The organism is Janthinobacterium sp. MP5059B (assembly GCF_001758645.1).
Taxonomy (GTDB): Bacteria; Pseudomonadota; Gammaproteobacteria; order Burkholderiales; family Burkholderiaceae_D; genus Janthinobacterium; species Janthinobacterium lividum.
In genome coordinates this window covers 231,134-251,509 of the sequence record NZ_LRHX01000016.1, presented here as the reverse complement: position 1 = coordinate 251,509, position 20,376 = coordinate 231,134, and the positions used below count along the sequence as shown (strand labels likewise).

22 protein-coding genes are annotated in these 20,376 nt (G+C 62.6%); 1 reads left to right on the top strand and 21 read right to left on the bottom strand.

What is annotated here, in order from left to right; genetic code table 11:
* Positions 1-6: 6 nt before the first annotated feature.
* The 13 genes from fliR to fliF all read right to left on the bottom strand — a co-directional run bounded on the left by fliR (position 7) and on the right by fliF (position 11,312).
* On the bottom strand, positions 7-861 hold the full coding sequence (fliR, locus tag JAB1_RS18180) for a flagellar biosynthetic protein FliR (protein ID WP_070281296.1): 855 nt from the start codon (positions 859-861) through the stop codon (positions 7-9).
* 22 nt (positions 862-883) lie between these two features.
* A complete protein-coding gene (gene fliQ, locus JAB1_RS18175; protein ID WP_034754044.1) occupies positions 884-1,153 on the bottom strand; it encodes a flagellar biosynthesis protein FliQ in 270 nt (89 codons plus the stop codon).
* A gap of 10 nt (positions 1,154-1,163) precedes the next feature.
* Entirely contained in the window at positions 1,164-1,847 is a 684-nt protein-coding gene (gene fliP / locus JAB1_RS18170) for a flagellar type III secretion system pore protein FliP (RefSeq protein ID WP_223279098.1), read from the bottom strand.
* 82 nt (positions 1,848-1,929) lie between these two features.
* Positions 1,930-2,520, bottom strand: a complete 591-nt coding sequence (gene fliO, locus JAB1_RS18165) for a flagellar biosynthetic protein FliO (protein WP_070281295.1) — start codon at positions 2,518-2,520, stop codon at positions 1,930-1,932.
* A complete protein-coding gene (gene fliN, locus JAB1_RS18160; protein WP_034754038.1) occupies positions 2,517-2,951 on the bottom strand; it encodes a flagellar motor switch protein FliN in 435 nt (144 codons plus the stop codon). Before fliN ends, fliO begins: the two co-directional genes overlap by 4 nt.
* Before the next feature lie 50 nt (positions 2,952-3,001).
* Positions 3,002-3,988: a flagellar motor switch protein FliM gene (gene fliM, locus JAB1_RS18155; RefSeq protein ID WP_034754035.1), complete on the bottom strand. Its 987-nt coding sequence runs from the start codon at positions 3,986-3,988 to the stop codon at positions 3,002-3,004.
* 6 nt (positions 3,989-3,994) lie between these two features.
* Positions 3,995-4,507, bottom strand: coding sequence for a flagellar basal body-associated protein FliL (fliL, locus tag JAB1_RS18150; RefSeq protein WP_070259366.1), 513 nt, complete (start codon positions 4,505-4,507; stop codon positions 3,995-3,997).
* 186 nt (positions 4,508-4,693) lie between these two features.
* A complete protein-coding gene (locus JAB1_RS18145; RefSeq protein ID WP_070281294.1) occupies positions 4,694-5,962 on the bottom strand; it encodes a flagellar hook-length control protein FliK in 1,269 nt (422 codons plus the stop codon).
* A gap of 19 nt (positions 5,963-5,981) precedes the next feature.
* Positions 5,982-6,422, bottom strand: coding sequence for a flagellar export protein FliJ (fliJ, locus tag JAB1_RS18140; protein WP_070259362.1), 441 nt, complete (start codon positions 6,420-6,422; stop codon positions 5,982-5,984).
* A 32-nt stretch (positions 6,423-6,454) separates the two neighbouring features.
* On the bottom strand, positions 6,455-7,771 hold the full coding sequence (gene fliI, locus JAB1_RS18135) for a flagellar protein export ATPase FliI (RefSeq protein WP_225317475.1): 1,317 nt from the start codon (positions 7,769-7,771) through the stop codon (positions 6,455-6,457).
* Between the two features lie 89 nt (positions 7,772-7,860).
* The gene (locus tag JAB1_RS18130; protein WP_052140559.1) at positions 7,861-8,562 is read right to left on the bottom strand and encodes a flagellar assembly protein FliH; all 702 of its coding nucleotides are present in this window, start codon (positions 8,560-8,562) and stop codon (positions 7,861-7,863) included.
* A gap of 43 nt (positions 8,563-8,605) precedes the next feature.
* Positions 8,606-9,604, bottom strand: a complete 999-nt coding sequence (gene fliG / locus JAB1_RS18125) for a flagellar motor switch protein FliG (protein ID WP_034787109.1) — start codon at positions 9,602-9,604, stop codon at positions 8,606-8,608.
* On the bottom strand, positions 9,597-11,312 hold the full coding sequence (fliF, locus tag JAB1_RS18120) for a flagellar basal-body MS-ring/collar protein FliF (protein ID WP_070281292.1): 1,716 nt from the start codon (positions 11,310-11,312) through the stop codon (positions 9,597-9,599). The genes fliG and fliF overlap by 8 nt, the downstream gene beginning before the upstream one ends.
* Before the next feature lie 338 nt (positions 11,313-11,650).
* On the opposite strand from fliF, the gene fliE reads away from it, so the two are divergent.
* Positions 11,651-11,953, top strand: coding sequence for a flagellar hook-basal body complex protein FliE (gene fliE, locus JAB1_RS18115; protein ID WP_230539976.1), 303 nt, complete (start codon positions 11,651-11,653; stop codon positions 11,951-11,953).
* 139 nt (positions 11,954-12,092) lie between these two features.
* Here fliE and JAB1_RS18110 read toward each other — a convergent pair whose 3' ends face one another.
* The 8 genes from JAB1_RS18110 to JAB1_RS18075 all read right to left on the bottom strand — a co-directional run bounded on the left by JAB1_RS18110 (position 12,093) and on the right by JAB1_RS18075 (position 20,044).
* Positions 12,093-12,839 (bottom strand): flagellar brake protein, encoded by a 747-nt coding sequence (locus tag JAB1_RS18110; RefSeq protein WP_080753686.1) that lies wholly within the window; start codon positions 12,837-12,839, stop codon positions 12,093-12,095.
* Between the two features lie 25 nt (positions 12,840-12,864).
* Positions 12,865-13,191, bottom strand: coding sequence for an EscU/YscU/HrcU family type III secretion system export apparatus switch protein (locus tag JAB1_RS18105; RefSeq protein ID WP_034787205.1), 327 nt, complete (start codon positions 13,189-13,191; stop codon positions 12,865-12,867).
* Positions 13,184-14,371, bottom strand: a complete 1,188-nt coding sequence (locus JAB1_RS18100; RefSeq protein ID WP_070281291.1) for a flagellar hook-length control protein FliK — start codon at positions 14,369-14,371, stop codon at positions 13,184-13,186. Before JAB1_RS18100 ends, JAB1_RS18105 begins: the two co-directional genes overlap by 8 nt.
* A 17-nt stretch (positions 14,372-14,388) precedes the next feature.
* The gene (locus JAB1_RS18095) at positions 14,389-14,715 is read right to left on the bottom strand and encodes a flagellar protein FliT (RefSeq protein WP_070259351.1); all 327 of its coding nucleotides are present in this window, start codon (positions 14,713-14,715) and stop codon (positions 14,389-14,391) included.
* Positions 14,716-14,718: 3 nt separating this feature from the next.
* On the bottom strand, positions 14,719-15,165 hold the full coding sequence (fliS, locus tag JAB1_RS18090; protein ID WP_070259350.1) for a flagellar export chaperone FliS: 447 nt from the start codon (positions 15,163-15,165) through the stop codon (positions 14,719-14,721).
* A gap of 21 nt (positions 15,166-15,186) precedes the next feature.
* Positions 15,187-17,865: a flagellar filament capping protein FliD gene (gene fliD, locus JAB1_RS18085; protein ID WP_254672157.1), complete on the bottom strand. Its 2,679-nt coding sequence runs from the start codon at positions 17,863-17,865 to the stop codon at positions 15,187-15,189.
* A 244-nt stretch (positions 17,866-18,109) separates the two neighbouring features.
* Entirely contained in the window at positions 18,110-18,478 is a 369-nt protein-coding gene (locus JAB1_RS18080) for a flagellar protein FlaG (RefSeq protein WP_070281290.1), read from the bottom strand.
* An 84-nt stretch (positions 18,479-18,562) separates the two neighbouring features.
* Positions 18,563-20,044, bottom strand: coding sequence for a flagellin (locus tag JAB1_RS18075; protein ID WP_070281289.1), 1,482 nt, complete (start codon positions 20,042-20,044; stop codon positions 18,563-18,565).
* Between the last annotated feature and the right edge of the window lie 332 nt (positions 20,045-20,376).

Here is a 20,376-nt window from a genome sequence, read left to right as displayed (position 1 = left end):
CTGTTCTTATGGTGCTGACGTTGCCGGTGCTGCGGGGCGCAAGGGATTTGGTGGCGCGGGCGGCGGTGGCCGGTCGCGCGTGGCAAAGCCGCGCGGCAGCAGGCGCGCTGTTTCTATGCCGCGCAGGAACATGTTCTGGAATGGCGTGGCCAGGTAGGGCAGGACCATGCCGATCACCAGCAAGCCCACGCCCAGGGTGACGGGGAAGCCGATACCAAAGATGTTCAACTGCGGCGCGGCCCGTGTCAAGATGCCCAGCGCCACGTTGGTCAGCAGCAAGGCAGCGATGATGGGCAGCGAAATTTGCAGGCCGGAACGGAAGATTTCCCCACCCCAGGCCGCCAATTGCTGGAATCCCCCGCCGCTGATGGGACTCGACGAAATCGGCAGGCTGACAAAGCTTTCCGCCAGCGCCGCCAGCAAGACCAGGTGGCCGTTGACGGTCAAAAACATCAACGTGGCCAGCATGACGAGGAACTGGCTGATGGCCGAAGACCTGCCCTTGGTTTGCGGATCGAAGAACGAGGCGAAGCCCAGGCCCATGGTGAGACTGCTGATCTCGCCGGCCATTTCGATGGCGGAAAACACGATGCGGATGGAAAAGCCCATGGCCAGGCCCACCAGCATCTCCTGCGTGAGGATCAGCAAGCCGGGCAAGGACATCGGGTTGACGGCAGGCAAGGCCGGCACGGTGGGGGCGATGATCATGGCCAGCAGCGCGCCCAGGGTCACTTTCACCGTGGCGGGCACGGCCGCGTTGCCGAACAGGGGAGCGGCCGCGATCAGGCCGAGGATGCGGCTAAGCGGCCACAGCAGTGCTGCGATCCAGGTATTGAGTTCGATGCTGGACAGGGTCAGCATAGGAGGATCAGCGATGGCTGCACTAACCCACCAGGTTCGGGATGCCCGTGAAGACCTGGCGCATGTAGTCGAGCATGACGGACAGCATCCAGGGGCCCGCCACGACGATGGCGACGAAAATGCCGACCAGCTTGGGGATGAAGGACAGGGTCGCCTCGTTGATCTGCGTGGCCGCCTGGAAGATACTCACGATCAAGCCGATGATGAGGGCGACCAGCAGCATGGGCGCCGCCACCATCAGGGTGATTTCCATCGCATGGCGGCCCAGGGTCATGACGCTTTCGGGTGTCATCGTATTTCCCCTAGTAAAAACTCTGTGACAGCGAGCCCAGCAGCAACTGCCAGCCATCGACCAGCACGAACAGCATCAGCTTGAACGGCAGCGAGATCGTGGCCGGCGACATCATCATCATACCCATCGACATCAGCACGCTGGCGACCACCATGTCGATGATCAGGAACGGGATGAAGATGGCAAAGCCGATCTGGAACGCCGTCTTCAGTTCGCTGGTGACGAAGGCCGGCACGAGGATGCGCAGCGGCACGTCTTCCGGACCTTGCAGGGCCGGCGAGCGCGACATCTTGGCGAACAGGGCCAGGTCGGCCTGGCGCGTCTGCTTGAGCATGAAGGTTTTCAGGGGATCGACGCCCTTGTCCATCGCCTGCTGCATGGTGATCTTGTTTTCCTGATAGGGCTGGTACGCATCCGTGTAGATCTTGTCGAACACGGGGCCCATGACGAACAGGGTCAAAAACAGGGCCAGGCCCACCAGCACCTGGTTCGGCGGCGCCGATTGCGTGCCGATGGCCTGGCGCAGCAGGGACAGCACGATGATGATGCGCGTAAAGCAGGTCATCATCAGCAAGGCCGCCGGCAAAAAGGTGAGCGACGTCATCAGGATGAGCGTCTGCACCGGCAGCGAGTAATTCTGGCCGCCGCCCGGCGCCGGGGTGCTGTTGAAGGCCGGGATGCCCGGCTGGGCCATGGCCCATAGCGGCAAGGCCAGGGCGGCTGCCGCCAGCAGCCAGGTCAGGGGAGTCTTCAAGGTGGACCACGCCATCTGCTGCTTATTTCCCATTGCGTTTTTCGATGGTCTGTTTCAGCCACTCGGAAAAATTGGCGGCCGCGGGGCCGTTTTGCGCCGTGGCCAGTTGCGGCAACTCGCCTTCCTGGCGCGGCATGGTGGCCAGCGCGTTGATCCTGCCGGGAGAGGCGCCGACGACGATCCACTGGTCGGCCACTTCGACGAGGACGATGCGTTCGCGTCCGCCCAGGTTGAGCGAACTGACGACGCGCATCTTGTTGTTGCCGCCCATAACCTTGGGGCCATAGCGCTTCATGAACCAGGCCAGGCCGATCAGGAGGGCCAGCACGAACATCAGCGCCAGGATGGTTTGCAGCAGACTGCCGGCCGAGCTGGTCGGCGCCATCGTCATCGGTGCGCCGGGCGGCATGGCGGGCAGGTCGGCGGCCGGCGCGGAGGCCGGCACCGCTGTGGCGGCCGGCACCGTCGCGGCTGGCGGCGTCTCGCTTGCCACCGCGATGGAAGCGCTGGCGGTGCTGGCCGCCGGTGCCGAGGCGGCTGCCGGTTCAGCTTGGGCAATGCTGCATGCCGCCAGGAGCGGCAGCACGGTGGAAATCAACAGGCCAGGCTTCATTTATTGAGTTTTCGGATACGTTCGGAAGGCGTGATGATGTCGGTCAGGCGGATGCCGAACTTGTCATTCACCACCACCACTTCGCCCTGGGCGATCAGGCAGCCGTTCACCAGCACGTCCATCGGTTCGCCGGCCAGGCCGTCGAGCTCGACCACGGAACCCTGTGCCAGCTGCAGCAGGTTCTTGATGGCGATCTTGGTGCGGCCCAGTTCGACCGTCAGTTGCACGGGGATATCGAGGATGAAATCGATATCGTTGTGCGTTTCCGACTTCGATGCCTGCTTGGAAAAGTCCTTGAACACGGCTGCGCTGGCCGCGCTGGCCGTATTGGCGGCCTGGTTCTGCAGCGCTTCGGCTTCCGCCTTGGCCTGCTCGGCAATGGCCGCGCCCCAATCGTCTTCCGCGCTTTGGTCGTCTTGGTTGTCAGACATGTGTTTCTCCTGTTGTACTGATGCGGACCGCAGCGGCCCGGGTATTTTATTTAGTGGTTATTCATGTTATCGGCATTGGCGAGGAGTTTCTCCACCTTCAATGCATATTGTCCGTTCAACACGCCGTAGGTGCAATCCATCACGGGCACGCCGTCGACGGTGGCGGCGATCAGTTCGGGAATATTCAGGGGGATGATGTCGCCCACCTTCATGTTCAGGATTTCGTCGAACGACACGCGCGCCGTGCCCAGCGAGGCCACCAGCTCGACTTCGGCGATCTGGATCTGCTGCGTCATCAGGCGGATCCAGCGCTTGTCCACTTCCAGCGCCTCGCCCTGCAGGCTCGAGGTCAGCGAATCGCGGATCGGCTCGATCATCGAATACGGCATGCAGAAGTGGATTTGTCCGGAAACGGAGCCCAGTTCCACCGTAAACGTGGACGCCACCACTACCTCGTTCGGCGTGGCGATGTTGGCGAACTGCGTGTTCATTTCTGAACGGATATATTCGAACTCGACGGGGAAGACCGGCTCCCACGACTTGGTGTACGCCTCGAAGACGATGTCGAGGATGCGCAGGATGATGCGCTGCTCCGTCTGCGTAAAGTCGCGCCCTTCGACGCGCGTATGGAAACGTCCGTCGCCGCCGAACAGGTTGTCGACCAGCAGGAAGACCAGGCCCGGATCGAAGACCATCAGGGCCGTGCCGCGCAGCGGCTTCATGTGCACCAGGTTCAGATTGGTCGGCACCACCAGATTACGGATGAACTCACTGTATTTCGAGACGCGCACGGAACCGACCGACACTTCGGCGCTGCGGCGCAGGAAGTTGAACAGGCCCACGCGCAGCAGCCGGGCGAAACGCTCGTTGATAATTTCCAACGTTGGCATCCGGCCGCGCACGATGCGCTCCTGGGTTGCCAGGTTGTAGGTACGAACTCCCGTGACATCTTCCGGCGCCTGCGCGTCGTCCTGGTCTCCGTTGACGCCCTTCAGAAGGGCATCGACTTCTTCCTGGGAGAGGAAATTATCGGCCATGGCTGCTTATTGAATGATGAATGCGGTAAATAATACGTCCGTCACGTCCTGCTCCGGCCCTTTGTCCTCGAACGGCTGGTTCACCTGATTGATGATTTCGGCCGCCAGCTGCTGCTTGCCTTCCACGGTATTGAGTTCGGATGCCTTCTTGCCGGACAGCAGCAGCAGCAAGCGGCTGCGCACCTTCGGCATGTTCAGCTTGATGGAATCCATTTCTTCCGGACTGCTCACCTGCAGGGTAAACGCGATCTGCAGGTATTGTTCGCCATTTTCCGGCTGCAAGTTGACGGTGAAGGCATCGACGGGCACGAAGACGGGCGGACCTGCCTTGGACGCGGCATGTTTTTTCTTGCTGGGCGCCGATTCTTCTTTATCGGCCTTGCCATGCAGGAAGTACCAGGCGGCACCGCCACCGATACCGCCAGCCACCAGCACCGAGGCCAGCACGATGATCAGAAGCTTCTTTTTCGAGGCGCCGGCGGGAGCCAGGCCTGCATCTGCTTTCGGATCTGCTTTCATTTTTGGATTTGCTTTCAATGGTACTCGAGTGCATGGAAGTGGATCACGACGCCATTATGTCATTATCGGCAAATTCTGCGCAGAAGGATGCAGTGAAAAGAGGGCGGAAGCGCCCTCAACTCGCTGTTTTTAGACGAAAAGTTACGCTGTGGGGCACGCCTGTGGCCCGAGGACGACGAATTACCCTCAGGCAAAGGTATCCACGGCACTCAGGCTGGGCCGGCTGCGTGTGCCGGTGGCCGGCGCGATGGCGATCTCGCCACCGGAGACGCCGCCACCCTGGCCATTGCCACGGCGTCCGCCAGATGCTTCCCGGTTACCCTGGTCCTGCTGTTCCGGCGTGCCGGCCGAGACCGTGGCGCTGCCAAAGGCGATGCCCGCTTCGCTCATCATTTCGCGCAGGCGCGGCATGGCCGCTTCGAGCGCCTGGCGCACTTCCGGCTGGGCCGACATGAAGGCGGCATCGGCCTGGTCATTGGTGACCGTCAGTACCACTTGCACGGGTCCCAGGTCGGGCGGATTCAGGGTCAGCGTGGCGCTCTGGTCGCCGCCGGCCGCCATCCACACGACTTTCTGTCCCAGTTGCTGGTCCCAGGCCGGCGTGCCGACCCGGCCCGCCAGCTTGTCGCTCGGCACGGCTACGGCCGCCGCGGCCTGCTGCAGCGCGCCCGGCTGCAACTGGGCCGCCAGGCGGCTCAGGTCGGCAGGTGTTTCCTTGAGGATCGGTTCGGCCATGGCGGCGCCAGCCTTGGCGGTGGCTGCCAGTTGCGCGTCGATGACCAGCTTGCCAGGTTCGGCCTTGCCGGCCGGCACGCTGGCGCCTGGCGCGGCGGCCGTCTTGCCCTGGGCCTGGAGCAGGCTGTCGGCAAAGTCGCCGCTGTCGGCTTGCGCGATGACGGTGGCGGCGGCCTTGCCGCTGCCCTGGCCGGCGGCCAGCAAGGGTCCTGTTGCCAGGTTCTTGCCCTCGGCCTTGCCGCTGGCGCGGGCCGGCAGTTCCGGCACGGCCTTGGCCGCTGGCGGCTGAATGGCCAGCTGGATGCTGCCCACCAGGGCCAGCATCTCGGCGGCCGGATCGGCTGGCGGCGTGACTGTTGCGGCGGGGGCGGCAGGCACGCTGGCCTCGGCCGTGGCGCTGTCGGGTGTCGCCGCCTCGCTCGATTGCGCGGGCGGCTGTTCGCTGCTGGCCGCCTGTTCGGTGTCTGCCTGCGCGGGCTTCGCTTCGGTCGCTGGCACCTGGGCGGGTGCTGGCGTGGCAGCAGGGCGGGCCGTCGGCGCAGGTGCTTGTACTTGCGCTTGCGCCATATTGCGGCTGGCCTGGCGTTGCTCGATCTGGCGGTTCAGGGTGCGCTGGAAGTCGCCGGCCGTGCCGCTGGTGGACGGCTGGCTGCGGTTGGCGGCGCCCGGCGTGGCATTCGGCGAGACTATCTGGGAAATCGGGGTTGGCTGGGTTTGCATGATGCTGCCTCAGTGTTGCTTAGCGTTTGTAATAGGCTTGTCGCGCCGCGTGCTCATCCATTGCTTTCTGGTCGCGCTTGTTTTCCAGCTTCAGCGCCTGTTCCTGCGCCCGGTTGTTCAGGGTGGTGTACGACATGCGCTTGCGTTCGGCCAGTTGCCAGCGCATCTTTTCATTGTCGCTGCGCGCCTGCGCATGCTCGACCACTTGCTGCTGGCCCAGGATGGCGCTGTCGAGTTTGACCATGAAGGCCTGGAAGTTGCGGTAAGCCATGGGCGTGATACCGCTGCTCATGCTGGCCTCGAAGCGCTTGGCATAGTCGTCGCGGTAGCCGGACAGCATGTCGAGCTTTTCGCGGCAATCGTCGAGCGCTTTCAGGGCCGCGCCCAGGCGCTTGGCACAGTCGTCCGTTTCGCGCTGGGCAAGGTCGATCAGGGTTGCAAGTTGGGAAGGAGAAGCCATGACTGATTATATTCCCGCTATGCAAGCCCTAATCACTCGAATAGAGCGGTAAGTTGCCCCAAGCTCTCGTCCATGCTGACCCGCTCCGTGATTTGCTGTTGTAAAAACGCTTCAATCTTTTCATGCAGGGCGATGGCCTGGTCCAGCACGGGATCGGTGCCGGCGCTGTAGGCGCCCACGCTGATCAGGTCGCGGCTGCGTTCATAGCGTGAATACAGCTGTTTCAGTTTGCGCGCCTGCTGCTGGTGCTCGTGCGTGGTGATCGAATGGGCCGCACGCGAAATCGATTGCTCGATGTCGATGGCCGGATAGTGTCCCGCTTCGGCCAGGCGGCGGTTCAGCACGATGTGGCCATCGAGAATCGCGCGCGCCGAGTCGGCGATCGGGTCCTGCTGGTCGTCGCCCTCGGTCAGCACGGTGTAGAAGGCCGTGATCGAGCCGCCGCCTTCCTCGCCATTGCCGGCCCGCTCAACCAGCACGGGCAGCTTGGCGAAGACGGACGGCGGATAGCCCTTGGTGGCAGGCGGCTCGCCGATGGCCAGGGCGATTTCGCGCTGGGCCATGGCGTAGCGGGTCAGCGAATCCATGATCAACAGCACGTTTTGCCCCTGGTCGCGGAAATACTCGGCAATCGCCGTCGCATACGCGGCCCCTTGCAGGCGCATCAGCGGTGGCGTGTCGGCCGGCGCGGCCACGACGACGGAGCGGGCCAGGCCTTCGGCGCCGAGAATCTGCTCGATGAATTCCTTGACTTCGCGTCCCCGTTCGCCGATCAGGCCGACGACGATCACGTCCGCCTCCGTGTAGCGGGCCATCATGCCCAGCAGCACGCTCTTGCCCACGCCGGAACCGGCAAACAGGCCCATGCGCTGGCCGCGGCCCACGGTCAGCATGGCATTGATCGAGCGCACGCCCACGTCGAGCGTGTCGACGATGGGCGCGCGGCCCAGGGGATTGGCGGGGCGCACGTTGATGGGGGCGCTGTCGGTCGTGTGCAGCGGGCCCAGCTGGTCGAGCGGACGGCCTGCGCCATCGAGCACGCGACCCAGCAGTTGCGGACCCACGGGCAGGTGGCGCGCGCGGTCGCTGGGGCGGCGGCGCGGATGCGCCACGCTGCCGGGGCGGGGAATGGCCGGTTCGACGGAAAACACGCGCGTGCCGGGCACGATGCCTTCGACGTCGCTTTGCGGCATCAAGAACAGGCGTTCGCCTTCAAACCCCACCACTTCCGCCTCCACCCGGCCGCCATTCGGCAGCGGCACGGTGCAGGCGGCGCCTACGGCCAGGCGCAGGCCCACGGCTTCCATCACCAGGCCGGCCACGCGCGTGACCCGGCCTGAAATCTGCATCGGTTCGACAAAACCGACCACGGCCGAACAGTCGCTCAGGTAGGCGCGCCAGCGCGCCGCATGGGCTGTGGGGCCTTTGACGGACTCGCTCACGGCGCCAGCCAGTCCAGGTCTTTGCCCAGCGCATGCGTCAGGCGGTGCCAGCGGGTGGACGTCTGCGCGTCGATCTGGTTGCTGGCCGTGTCGATCTTGCAACCGCCGCGTTCCACGCTGGGGTCTTCGATGACACGCCAGCCACCCTTGTCGAGCTCGTCTCCGATGCCGTCGCGCACGACTTGCGCGTCTTCCGGGTTGAGCATCAGCAAGGCAGGTTGTTGCAGTACAGGCAAGTATTCGATGGCTTCGCGCACCACGGGCAGCATCAGTTCGGGACGCACGGGCAAGGCCGTCTTCAGCATGCCCTTGGCAAGCTGCAGGGCCAGTTCCATCACGTCATTGGCGATCAGTTCGTCGGCCTGGTGCACGGCCGTGCCGAAGTCGACGGCGATGGTTTGCAGATGCGCCAGCTCGATGGCGGAAGCCGCCTTGCCTTCCGCATACGATTGCGCGTGCCCATCGGCATGTCCGGCCGCATGGCCTTCCGCATAGCCGGCCGCGCGGCCTTCGTCGAAGGCCGTGGCGCGCGCCTCCTCACGGATGGCGTCGAGTTCTTCCTGCGTCGGATATTCGAGCGGCGGAGCCGGTTCTTCCTCGTGCAGCTCGGCAAATGGGTCGAACTCGGGCTCGGGGTCCGGTTCGAGCAGCTTGCGCGCCGCCACCACGCTGGGACGCTCGTCGCCAAACGAGGTCATTTCCCAGCGCTGGTAGGCGGTTTGCTGCTCTTTGGGAATCAAATTAGACAAACGAATCCTCGCCTTTTCCGCCTAAGACAATCTGCCCCTCGTCCGCCAGGCGGCGCACGATCTGCAGGATCTGTTTCTGCTGCGATTCCACTTCCGACAGGCGCACGGGGCCTTTCGACTCCAGGTCTTCGCGCATCATCTCGCCGGCGCGCTGCGACATGTTCTTGAATATCTTGTCGCGCAGCTCTTGCGAGGCGCCTTTCAGGGCGATGATCAGCATTTCCGACTGCACTTCGCGCAGCAGCAGCTGGATGCCGCGGTCGTCGATATCGATCACGTTGTCGAACACGAACATTTCGTCCATGATCTTTTGCGCCATGTCGTTGTCGTAGTTCTTGATATTGTCCATGACGGAGCCTTCCTGCTCGCCGCTCATGAAGTTCAGTATCTCGGCCGCCGCGCGCACGCCGCCCAGCGACGATTTCTTGATGTTTTCGTTACCTGACAGCAGTTTCGTCAGCACGTCGTTGAGTTCGCGCAAGGCGGCCGGCTGTACGCCGTCCAGGGTGGCGATGCGCAAGACCACGTCGTTGCGCAGGCGGTCCGTGAAGTGGCCGAGGATTTCGCAAGCCTGGTCGCGTTCCAGGTGGACGAGGATGGTGGCGATGATCTGCGGGTGTTCGTTGCGGATCAGCTCGGACACGGATTGCGAATCCATCCACTTCAGCGATTCGATGCCGGACGCATCCTTGCCGCCCAGGATGCGCGACAGCAGCACGGACGCCTTGTCGTCGCCCAGCGCCTTGGTGAGGACTTGGCGGATGTATTCGTCCGAATCGAGGCCGACGGTGGAATTGAGTTCCGTCTGCGCGCGGAAGTCGTCGAGCACCTCGACCACCTGCTCGTGCGCGATGCCCTTCATGGTGGCCATGGCGGCACCCAGTTTCAGCACTTCGCGCGGGCCGAGGAATTTCATGACCTCGGCCGCTTCGCTCTCGCCCAGTGCCAGCATCAGGATCGATGCTTTTTGCAGTCCCGTTGTCTCAGTCATTATTGCCTATCCATGCTTTGATTACGTTGGCCACGACGCGCGGGTCTTCCTGCGCCAGTTTCCTGGCCATCGCCAGGTTTTCGCGATAACCGCGGGCCGTATCTTCTTCCAGTTCTTCCAGCTCCGCTTCGCTGAGCAGGACTTCGTTTTCTTCGCCGTCCTTGGCCAGTTCCGGCTCGATGACGGGCGGCGGCGCGCCGAAATCGTCGATCTTGCGCATCACGGGGCGCAGCATCGGACGCACGATCTTGATGAAGATATACAGCAGAATCAGGGCCGTGATGAGGAATTTCGCCAGTTCCTTGGCCAGCGGCAAGTTGGCCGGGTCGCGCCACCACTCCAGCTTGCCTTCCGGCGCGCGGTCGATGCCGTCGAAGGGCGAGTTGGCCACGCTGAAACTGTCGCCGCGTTCCTTGTTGTAGCCCATCGCTTCCTTCACCAGATTATTGATCTGGACCATTTCGGCAGGGGAGATCGGCTTGACGGTGACCTTGCCATCCTTGTCGAAGGTGCGGCGGTAATTGACGACGACGGCGACCGACAGGCGGCGCAGGCCGCCCATGGATTTCTGTTCGTAGCGCACGGTCTTGTCAACTTCGTAATTCGTCGTCGATTCCTTCTGTGTCGGTGCCGTCGGTGCGCCGCCCGGGGCGCCAGGTGCCTCGGCCGTCAGCGGAGCCGTTGCCACGCCTGGCGGCTGGTTCGACAGCGCGCCCGGCACGCCGGACGGGTTGGCATTGCCGGCGCCCGTCGATTCGCTCGTCTGCTGGCTGCGGATGGTGGATGCTTCCGGCGGCGAATTCGGCTTGTAGGTTTCTGCGGCCTGCTCGCTTTGCGAGAAATCCACGTCGGCCGTCGCTTCGGCGCGCACATTGCCTTCGCCGACGATGGGCAGCAGGATCGATTCGACTTGCTTGATCACGCTTTGCTGCAACTGCTGCACGTACTTTAATTGGTTTGGGTCCAGGCTCTTGATGCCGTTGGCGCGGTCCTTGTCCTTTTCCTGGTTCGACAGAAGGGTGCCGGCCTGATCGACCACGGTGACATTGATTGGCAGCAATTCCGGCACGCTGGACGCCACCAGATGCACGATGGCGCTCACCTGCAGCTGGTCGAGGCCGCGGCCAGGGTGCAGGTTCAGCAGCACGGAAGCCGTCGGTTTTTGCTGTTCGCGCACGAAGACGGATGGTTTCGGCAGGGCCAGGTGGACGCGCGCCGTATCGACGGCGGACACCGATTCGATCGATTTCGCCAGTTCGCCTTCCAGCGCGCGCTGGAAATTGACCTGTTCCAGGAACTGCGACACGCCCAGCTTCTGGTTTTCCATCAGCTCGAAGCCCACGTTGCCGCCTTTCGGCAAGCCTTGCGCGGCCAGTTTCAGGCGCGCATCGTGGACTTGTTCGGATGGCACGAGAATGGCGCCGCCGCCTTCGGAAAACTTGTGCTTGATGCCCAGCTGGTCCAGCGATGCGGTGATGGCGCCGCCGTCGCGGTCCGTGTAATTGGAGAACAGGACTTTGTATTCGGGCGGCTGGTTCCACATGTACAGGGCCACGCCGATGGCGATCAATGCCGCCACGCCCAGGCCGCGCAGGAAATTCTTGCCCATCGGCGTCTTGGCGAAGGCTTGCACGGATTCCACGGGCGAGCGGGCAGGCGCCGGTTCAGGCGGTATGCGGTTTACATCGATTTCTTCGGCTACAGCCATGATTGCCTTCCAGGGCGTGTGGTTTGACGGGTATTCGGTGCTGCGTGGGGGCCGCTTCCTCGGGAGGAGGGGGCGATATGCAGAATTATCCGCCACTGTCACGCGCTTCAATCGTCCAAATAGAAGGCGCTTTTGCCGCCTGCTCGGCCGAGCGGCTGGCGTTGGCGCTGGTATTGTGGAACCCTGGCAACATGTGACGGAAGTTATTGTACCCGTCGTTGCCTGGCAAGCCAGGGTTTTGTTCTCTGGGTGCAACAGGCAAGGAACAGTTATGCAGCAGACCAGAATCGGGAGGCAAAGTGAAAACAGGCGGTATCGATAGCAGCAGGATCGAGGCGATGATCGCGCAACTGAAGTCGGCGGCCACGCGGCCGGAGGCGAAAATACCGGCGATCCAGACCGAGATGCCGGCAGCGAAGGTGAATTTTGCCGATGCCTTCAAGAGCGCGTTGGACTCCGTGAGCGGCGCGCAAAAGGCCTCGTCGGCGCTGGGCCAGCGCTTTACCATGGGCGATGAAAAGGTCAGCCTGTCGGACGTGATGGTGTCGATGCAAAAGTCGAGCATCGAATTCCAGGCGACGGTGCAGGTGAGGAATAAATTAGTTTCTGCATATCATGAGATCATGAACATGCAGGTGTAAACGTCGCACCAAAGCTACTGCGCGGCGCCCTTTGCGGCCTGCGATGCTCGCTGTACTTCAGTACAGCTGCGCGTCTCGGCCGCAAATCATCGCCGCTCGCTACGCTTTGGCGGGACGTTTTGTGGCCTTCAATTCTTCCTTAACCCAACCCCGCCATGCGCGCATTTCTCTCGCGCTCCAGTCGCGTGATATAGCGCTGCACGTGCGCCAGCATGCTGCGCGGCAGGTCGACGAACTGGCAGCCCAGGCGGCGGTTCAGCTTGTTGTTCAGCAGGGTCATGTCCAGCGAATTGCGAATTTGTAAAGTCGCGGTGACGATGCCGACATCGGGCAAGTCGATGCGGCAACCCGGATAGTCCCTGCCGATGGTTTCGCCCAGCATCAGTTTATTGTCGAGGATGGCGATGCCGCCGCAGCTGATGTCGGCCAGCGGGAACAAGGTGTCGGCGCCGCCCAGCGAGGGCGGCAGGGGAATCGCCACGCGCACGGGATTGCTCACGGGCGTCGTCATGCGGTAATACTCGCGCCGCTGCAAGCGGATCAGCGTTTCTGGAATAGCAATTTTCAAGGCGGGCGTGCCGCCATAATTGCACTCTTCCACCAGGGCGCTGGCAAACAGGATGCGGATCTTGTCGAGCGAGGTTTCAAACGAGATGCCTGTGGCGGCCACCATGCGCCGGTTCTGGTCGGCGTTCACGGAACGGTCGAGGATGACGGTATCGCGTTCGGCATCGACTTCCAGTATGGAGGTGACGCACACATCGGATTCACCGTGGATCAGCATGCGGATCAGCTGGTTCTTTTCGCTGATGCTGCGCAGCAAGGCGATGATTTCCCGCCGCGATTCCACTTCAAAATCATGCCAGTTTTCGAGGCCGGAATCCATAATATGTGCTTGCATTGATGCCTGTCTATGTATCGGTGAGGTTGACGCTGGTGTCGGGCGGCGGCGGGATCGGCCCGCCATTCGCAGATTCAATATGATATAACCAGGCCAGCAGTTCCGCAATCGCCCGATACAGGCCGGGCGGAATCTGGCGATCCAGGTCGACATCCATCAACAGCGCCACCAATTCCTTCGATTCATGCACGAAGACGCCGTGTTCGCGCGCCGTGCTGATGATCTGGTCCGCGATCAGGCCGCTGCCCTTGGCCACCACCTTGGGCGCCGGCGTGCCGCTCTGGTAGGCCAGCGCGACGGCCGTCTGCGGCACCTTGCGCCTGGTGTCGTCAAGCATCATCTGCTTCCGCTGGCTCGGCAGCGTCCGGCTTGCCGGCGATCGTCAGCGACGACAATGGCCATCCCGCCGCGGCTAGCGACGCTTCCAGTTGCGCCGCATGCTGGCGCAGGGTGTCGGCGCTGCCTTCGCTGCCCGCTTGCAGCTGGATGGCCACGCGGCCGCCCTGCAAGACCACGTGCGCGGCCAGATCGCCCAGCAGGGGAAACTGGAAGCGCACATTGCTGCGCCAGGCCGTCGCTTCCTCGTCGCCATCGCGGCTATCGTGCTGCTGTCCTTCCGGCGCATCCTTGCTGATATCCCACTGCATCTTCTGGCCGGGCCAGGCTTCGCCCTGCCACTGCACGCGCGCCTGTTCGTGCGTATGCAGCTGTAAATTGATCAGTTGCGCCGAGGCCAGGTCGGTACCCGTTCTGGCCATGTCGCCCTGTGCCGCCTTCTGCATTTGCGGCTCCAGCAGCAGCGACGCCAGCGGCCGCTTGCCTTCGGCCCATTCGGCCACATGCGATTCATAGAACAGGCCGCTGCTGCCGACCGCATCGCGCAGGTTCTGGGCTACCTGGGCCGGGGCGGCCCCCGGCGTGGCCATCAGCGGCGTCTTGCCGACCAGCGACAGGGGCGCGCCGGGCACGCTTTCGGCTTGGCTGAGCACGCTGCTGATGGCGCGCGCGGTGGTGCTCAGCTCGGGCGCAGGCGTGTCGCCTGCGAGGGCGGGCAGCAGATTGGCTGGCGTCAGGGGGGCACGGCTGAGCAGGGTGGCGGCCGTGCTGCTGGCGCGCGTGCCCGCCTGGGCGGCGCCGGCCTGGGGACCACGCGTTTCGGCCGCGTCCGGTTCTGCGTCCGCATCCGCATACGTCAGCAGGGCGCTGGCGGGCTGGTCGCGGTTATTGCCGATCTGAAAAGAGGGGCGGGGATTGATGCCGATCAAGGTCAGGGGGATTTCCGTACCCGGCTGGACGCCGGCGGGCAGCTGCATGCGGGCGGGGGTGCCGGCCACGCGCACGAGGAAGCTGCCGTCGCCCATGCGGGCCAGTACTTGTCCCTGCATGGATTTGCCGATGAGTCCCTGCAGCGAGCGCTGGAACTCGGCCTGGCGCGGGTCGGCGACGGCATCGGCCACCCGCGTGGCCTTGACCGGGGTCAAGGGCGTCATGCCGATCGCATCCATCTTCGGCAACATGGCGCCCCCGTGTGCGCTTACGCGCCGTAGGCGTTGGCCAGGCGCCGTTCAGTGCCGGTGCTGTTGATCAGCTTGGACAATTGTGCCATCCATGGCATGGTCAGGTCGCGGATCTTGCGGTCGTCTTCCAGGATCTGCTTGATCAGGGCAACCTTGCGCTGGCGGCCAGCACTTTCCAGCACGACTTTTTCTTCATTCGCCTTCAGCGTGGCTACATGCGCGCTGATGCGCTGTTCCAGCGCTTCGAGCTCGTCCCAGTCGGCGTTGGTGGCGGCGGTTACCATCTGGCCCGTCAGGGTCTGCATGGCTTCGTAGGTGGTCAGGACTTCTTGATTCGTCATCATGGGTCAGGCGCTCGCAAGGCTGGGCATACGTTTCAAATCGGCACCGGGAATGGCGGCGGGGGTGGCGCCGATGGCGTTCCAGGTTTCGCGCAGGTCGGTCAGCAGGCGCTGCACTTCTTCCAGCAGGGTAATATCGTTGTTCAGGTTGGCCGTCAGCAGGCGCGCGCTCATGTACTCATACAGGGCGTCGAGGCCTTCGGCGATCTGGCCGCCCGCTTCCTTGTCCAGACTGGCGCGCAAGCCATTGTCGATGATCTGGATGGCTTTCGAGATGGACTTGCCTTTTTCCGGCACATTGCCCGATTTCATGTGCATCTGCGCGCTGAGCACGGCCACCAGGGCGCCGTCGTACAGCATCACGATCAGCTTATGCGGCGAGGCCGAAACGATGCCCGTTTCCAGGCCGACCTTGGCATAGGCATTGACGCCGCGTTGTTGGGTTCCAAACATATGTTCTCCTGATGGTTGGGCTTAGCGGTTGGCGGCGATGGAGGCCAGCTGCTGGGTCAAATAAGTTTGCGTGGACGTCAATTTGCTCAGCGTCACGTCCAGGCGCGAATACTGGGCGCGGTAGCGCGCCTCGATGGTATTGAGCTTGTCGGCAAAGCGCTGGCGCTGGTCGGCCACATCCTTGATGCTGTTATTGATGCCCGCGGTGCGGCCCGTGATGAGGCCGTCCGTGCCAAGGAAGGAGGCGGCCATGTTGTTCAGCTGGTAAGCGTAGCCTTGCGAAAAGCTCACCGTGCCCCGGTCGCCCAGGCCACCGCCCGTCACTTCGACCTTCAGGCCGTCGGCCGGCGAACCGGGCGCGCCTGTCAGGGTCTGGCCCGAACCGATGACGGGCTGGCCGCCGATGGTGCCGGCCACGTCCGTGCCCTTGGTGGGGGTGATGCCGGCGCCGATCAGCGACTCGACGCCCGTACCGGTCACGCTGGCCACGGCCAGGTTGGAGACGGAACCATACCGGGCCGACGCTACCACCAGCCGGCCGCTGCCGTCGATGGATGCCGTCACGGACGCGCCGTTTTCGCTGAAGGCTTTTACGCCATTAATCGATGACTGGATCATGCCGGCCAGCTGGGCAGGTGTGTAGTTGCCGGCAGGAATAGTCACGGTGGCCGTATTCTTGGCCGCCGCAGGGTCCGTGTCGTTCAGCGTGACGCTCCAGGTGGTATCGCTGGCGATCGTCGTCGACGCCGGCAAGGTCAGGGCACCGCTCAGGGTGCCCTGGCTGGCCATGTTGGTAATGTTCAGTGCATACGTGCCAGGCTTGGTGGCGGCCGTCGAACTGGTGAAGCTGACGTTGCTGTCCGTGGTTTTTCCCAGCGCGGAGAAGAGGCCGGCCACATCCGAGAAATTGGCGTTGATAGCCTTGTCGAGCACGGCCGAATCCAGCACCAGGCTACCGTCTTTCTGGAAGGTGATGCCGACCTGGTCCAGGGTCTTCAGGTTGCCGGCCAGTCCAGTGATCGAGGTGCTCAGCTGTTTGCGCAGCTGCGACTGGATCGATTGCGTGGTCGAATCGCCCAGCATGACGCCAGCCTGCTTGGTCTCCGCATTGTAGGACGTCATCTTGGAAATCGACGCGTTCAGGTCATTGTAGGCCTTGACGAAGGCGGTGACGCTGGTCTTCACCGTCGACGTGTCTTTCGAGATGGACAGGGAGCTGCTGCCTACTTTCAGCACGTTCAGGGTCACGCCTTCGATGGCGCTGTCGATGCTGTTCGAGCTGTTCGTGATGGGAATGCCATTGACGCTGAGCATGGTGTTTTGCGCGGCGCTGTTCTGATTCAGGTTTTGCGTGCCCGACGCGTCGTACGACAGCAAGTCGCTCAGCGCGCTGTCTGCAGGCTGGCCATCGCTGCCGCTGAGCGAAATTTTCATGCTCGAATTGGCGCCCGACTTTGCCGAGCTCAGCACCAGATGGTGGGGCTTGTCCGAACCATCGGAAACAATGCTGGCGGTCACGCCCAGGCCCGCATTGTTGATGGCGTCGCGGATGCCTTGCAGCGAGTTGTTCGTGGAGTCGATGACCACCGTGCCCGTCGCCTGCGTGGCATCCTGGGTAAAGCCGCTGCCGATATAGGCGCCGCCCGTGCCGGCCGTCAGTCCGGCGGCGGCCGGATTGCTGCCGGCAACCGTGATAGGGCTGCCATTGGTCGAGCTGAGCGTGATGGAGCTGGCGACGGTGACGTTGAAGCCCGTGTTGGTGGCCGTGGATGCATGGCCGATGCCGCCCTTGACGTCGCCCGTGACGACTTCTTCGATCTGGATGTTCGTGCCGTCGGCGCGCGTAAATTGCAGGGTGCCGTCGGCAGCCTTGCCGCTGACGGTAATGTTGGCCTCTGCCAGCGCATTCGAGACGGCGTTCGGGCCGGCCAGGGTGGTGTCGAGCGAGGCGCCCGTGATGCCGGCGCCGGCACCCACGCCATTGCCCTGCGTAACGATATTGATGCCGCCGACGGACAGTGCATAGGTGCCATCGGCACCGGTGGCAACATTGCCATAGCCGGCGAACAGGGTGGCGCTGCTGGCGGCCGGCTGCGCCGTGGCCGTTACGCCCGTGGTGCTGCTCTTGGCATTGATGGCTTCGGCCAGCGCGCGCGCACTCTTGATCGTGCTATCCGTGGGAATGGCCGTGCCATTCAGTGTCAGGGAGCCGTTGCTGATGCCATTTTGCAAAGTCGCGCCGCTGAGCGCCGTGCCGTTCAGACCGAAGGTGCCGCCGGCAACTTTACCGAGCTGGAAGGAAATGGTCGTCTTGGCGCCCGAGCCGATGGTGGAGATCTTGCTGGCGTAGCCGGCCGAGGTCAAGGTTTGCGATTGCGCCAGCTGGCTGACATTGATATTGTAGTTGCCGGCCACGGCCTTGGCGCCGGCCGTGGCCGTGAATACCAGCGGGTCGCCGGGGCTGGCCGAAACGGCGCGGAAGTTGTTACTGTTGCTCAGGCCGGAGAGCGACGTCTGGAAGGCGCCCACGGCACCGCTCAGGGTGCCCAGCGCACTCAGCTTGGCCTGGTAGGAAGCGGTTTTCTTGTCATAGCCTGCCAGGGGCGCCGATTCGGCGGTCATCAGCTTTTCGATGATGGAGTTCACGTCCAGGATGCTGTTGCCGATGCCCGGGGAGGATAAGGTTGGTGCGATGGCCACTGTCTGCTCCTAGGAAAACACTAATATAAGCTGTTATCGGCAGAATTAATCAGGACTTGAGAGGGGCTTTTATGGCCCTGTTTCCTATTTGCGGAAAAGTCAGGCGGGAAATGTGGAGGAGTGTTGCATGAGTGACATGATAAAAGGCAGGGCCAGACCGGAGGTTGTCTGGCTGGCCCTGGCTCGCGCTTCCCTTGCTATGTTGCGATACTGCATTGGTTCTGCGCTTGCTGTCGGCATGGGCCTAGACGCTCTGGCTGATCAGCTGGCCTTTTGCCGAGGCAAATGACTTGGCGATTTCCAGCGCTTCCCGGGTGGGGATCTGGCGCAGAACTTCCTGTGTTTCCTGGTCAATCACTTTGACCACGGTACGCTGGCTGTCTTCGTCGATGGAAAATTGCAAGCCCTGAGTTTTGACCTGTGGCGACTGGTTCAGTTCCGAAACGGCCTGGTCCAACTCTTCGCGGCTCGGTTCCTTGGCTTTGTTGGCCGTCGCGTCGATGCCGGTGTTCGCGCTGCGTGCCGTCTGCGGGCGTGCGATAGCCGCTTCCGCGGATGGGTAGTTCTTGTCGATGCGCGCTGCGGAGGCGGCAGCTATGGTGTCGATAGTCATGTTGCTCCCCTAGTGAAAATTCCCCTGCCGAAGAAATCCGGCAGGGGAACCTGAGTCCAGCGATGTGGCGTTGCTAATCGAAGATTAGCCGCGCAGCAGGCTCAGCACGCCGTTTGGCAGCGAGTTCGCTTGTGCCAGCATGGCGGTACCAGCTTGTTGCAGGATCTGGCCACGGGTCAGGCTGGCCGTTTCTGCAGCAAAGTCGGTATCGACGATGCGGCTGCGCGAGGCGGACAGGTTTTCCGTCGTCGATTGCAGGTTGCTGATCGCCGAGGAGAAGCGCGATTGCAAAGCACCGTACTGTGCGCGTTGGCTGTTGACCGTGGACAGGGCTGCATCCGTGATCTTCAGTGCCAGCTGGGCGCCGTCGAACGTGGTGACGTCCAGCGTGGCGACCGATTTCAGCGTCGAACCCTGGTTGGCGCCAACAGCGACACCACCCGTCAGTTTCAGGCCGGTTGCGGCTGTTTCGCTGACCGAGAAGCTGCTGTCGCCGTCGAAGGTGACGCGGCCGTTGGCAGTTGCAACACCGCCAGCTGCGGTAGCGGCCGTGAATGGGCCAGCCACTTTAATGCCTGCCGTGTCATAGGTGGATACTGCCAGCTTGACGTTGGCATTGGTGCCGTTGGTGATCTTGATATCGGCGCCGGAAGCATTGCTCAGCTTGATGCCTTGATTGACCGAGTCAAATTGGGCGGTGACGCCCGTCTTCGCTGTTTGGGCATTGATCGCATTGATACCAGCGGCAAAGTCAGCAGCCGTGTTGGCGGCGCCCGTGACGGCGAACGATACGGTAACGTCGGCAGCATTGTCCGAGGCAATCTTGAACGAGTACGCTTCAGCACCCAAGTCCAGGTTGACGTCGGTGCGGGCTTCAGCCGTCACGCCGGTATTGGCCGTTTTGGCATTGACTGCGGCGGCGACCGACTTGGCCGACGACGTGGTCGTCGTGTCGATGGTGGCGGCGCCAAACTTGCCCGAGATTGCCAGCTTGCCGGAAGCGACAGCGTTGCTGGCCGTCGATGCTTGCACTGCAGCATTTTCCACGCGGTTGTTGCCGTAGGTGCTGGTCAGGAAGTTCGCGCCATTGGCCGAAATCAGTTGGTTGGCATCGGCACCGACCTGGAAGTTGGCCGTACCCATCGTGCCGTCCAGCAAAGCCTGGCCGTTGAACGAGGTGGTGGTGGCGATACGGTTCAGTTCCGAGTTCAGCTGGCCGACTTCGGTTTGCAGCGCTTGACGGTCGCTGGCCGAGTTGGTGGCATTCGACGATTGCACGGCCAGTTGGCGGATGCGTTGCAGGATGTCGCCCGAGCTCGACAGAGCGCCTTCAGCCGTTTGCGCCAGCGATACGCCGTCGTTGGCGTTGCGGGTGGCTTGCGTCATGCCGTTGATTTGCGACGTCATGCGGTCGGAAATCGACAGGCCGGCGGCATCGTCTTTGGCGCTGTTAATACGCAGACCGGAGGACAGGCGTTGCAGCGAGGTGCTCAAGGACGATTGCGAAGTCGACAGGTTGCGTTGCGAGTTCAGGGAAGCGATGTTGGTGTTAATTACTGCAGCCATTTTAATTCTCCAGACAGGTACTACATTGCGCTATGTGCTATTCACGTTGGTCTGCCTCTGTACTTTGAAGCAATCAAACCGTCGTTGTAATGTTTATCGGTGGCTGCCTGAAAAAGTTGATAGGGAAAAACATTCTTTATTTTATTTTTTTACCCTCATTTTTCCGTACCGCGGCACGCTAGACGACAGAGGCGGGAAAAACTTGAGGGTGGAAAAATGTTTATTTTCATTATTTTGCACGCCTGCTTTACTTGTCCATCAGTCATGCCAGTCTGCCTCATCATTCTGCAAAGCATCTATTAGCCGCCCCTTTCCCCCCGTGCTCGTCGTCT

Bases quoted from the DNA above. Each gene is read 5' to 3' on its own strand.
- fliQ (WP_034754044.1), bottom strand. From the start codon at position 1,153: ATGACACCCGAAAGCGTCATGACCCTGGGCCGCCATGCGATGGAAATC.
- fliI (WP_225317475.1), bottom strand. From the start codon at position 7,771: ATGCAGATTTCAGGCCGGGTCACGCGCGTGGCCGGCCTGGTGATGGAA.
- fliS (WP_070259350.1), bottom strand. From the start codon at position 15,165: ATGTTTGGAACCCAACAACGCGGCGTCAATGCCTATGCCAAGGTCGGC.
- fliM (WP_034754035.1), bottom strand. From the start codon at position 3,988: ATGGCCGATAATTTCCTCTCCCAGGAAGAAGTCGATGCCCTTCTGAAG.
- fliN (WP_034754038.1), bottom strand. From the start codon at position 2,951: ATGTCTGACAACCAAGACGACCAAAGCGCGGAAGACGATTGGGGCGCG.
- fliO (WP_070281295.1), bottom strand. From the start codon at position 2,520: ATGAAGCCTGGCCTGTTGATTTCCACCGTGCTGCCGCTCCTGGCGGCA.
- JAB1_RS18145 (WP_070281294.1), bottom strand. From the start codon at position 5,962: ATGCAAACCCAGCCAACCCCGATTTCCCAGATAGTCTCGCCGAATGCC.
- JAB1_RS18100 (WP_070281291.1), bottom strand. From the start codon at position 14,371: ATGTTGCCGAAGATGGATGCGATCGGCATGACGCCCTTGACCCCGGTC.
- fliE (WP_230539976.1), top strand. From the start codon at position 11,651: ATGATCGCGCAACTGAAGTCGGCGGCCACGCGGCCGGAGGCGAAAATA.
- fliR (WP_070281296.1), bottom strand. From the start codon at position 861: ATGCTGACCCTGTCCAGCATCGAACTCAATACCTGGATCGCAGCACTG.
- JAB1_RS18080 (WP_070281290.1), bottom strand. From the start codon at position 18,478: ATGACTATCGACACCATAGCTGCCGCCTCCGCAGCGCGCATCGACAAG.
- JAB1_RS18075 (WP_070281289.1), bottom strand. From the start codon at position 20,044: ATGGCTGCAGTAATTAACACCAACATCGCTTCCCTGAACTCGCAACGC.
- JAB1_RS18105 (WP_034787205.1), bottom strand. From the start codon at position 13,191: ATGCTTGACGACACCAGGCGCAAGGTGCCGCAGACGGCCGTCGCGCTG.
- fliJ (WP_070259362.1), bottom strand. From the start codon at position 6,422: ATGGCTTCTCCTTCCCAACTTGCAACCCTGATCGACCTTGCCCAGCGC.
- JAB1_RS18095 (WP_070259351.1), bottom strand. From the start codon at position 14,715: ATGATGACGAATCAAGAAGTCCTGACCACCTACGAAGCCATGCAGACC.
- fliF (WP_070281292.1), bottom strand. From the start codon at position 11,312: ATGGCTGTAGCCGAAGAAATCGATGTAAACCGCATACCGCCTGAACCG.
- JAB1_RS18130 (WP_052140559.1), bottom strand. From the start codon at position 8,562: ATGACCTCGTTTGGCGACGAGCGTCCCAGCGTGGTGGCGGCGCGCAAG.
- fliG (WP_034787109.1), bottom strand. From the start codon at position 9,604: ATGACTGAGACAACGGGACTGCAAAAAGCATCGATCCTGATGCTGGCA.
- fliP (WP_223279098.1), bottom strand. From the start codon at position 1,847: ATGGCCCAGCCGGGCATCCCGGCCTTCAACAGCACCCCGGCGCCGGGC.
- JAB1_RS18110 (WP_080753686.1), bottom strand. From the start codon at position 12,839: ATGGATTCCGGCCTCGAAAACTGGCATGATTTTGAAGTGGAATCGCGG.
- fliL (WP_070259366.1), bottom strand. From the start codon at position 4,507: ATGAAAGCAGATCCGAAAGCAGATGCAGGCCTGGCTCCCGCCGGCGCC.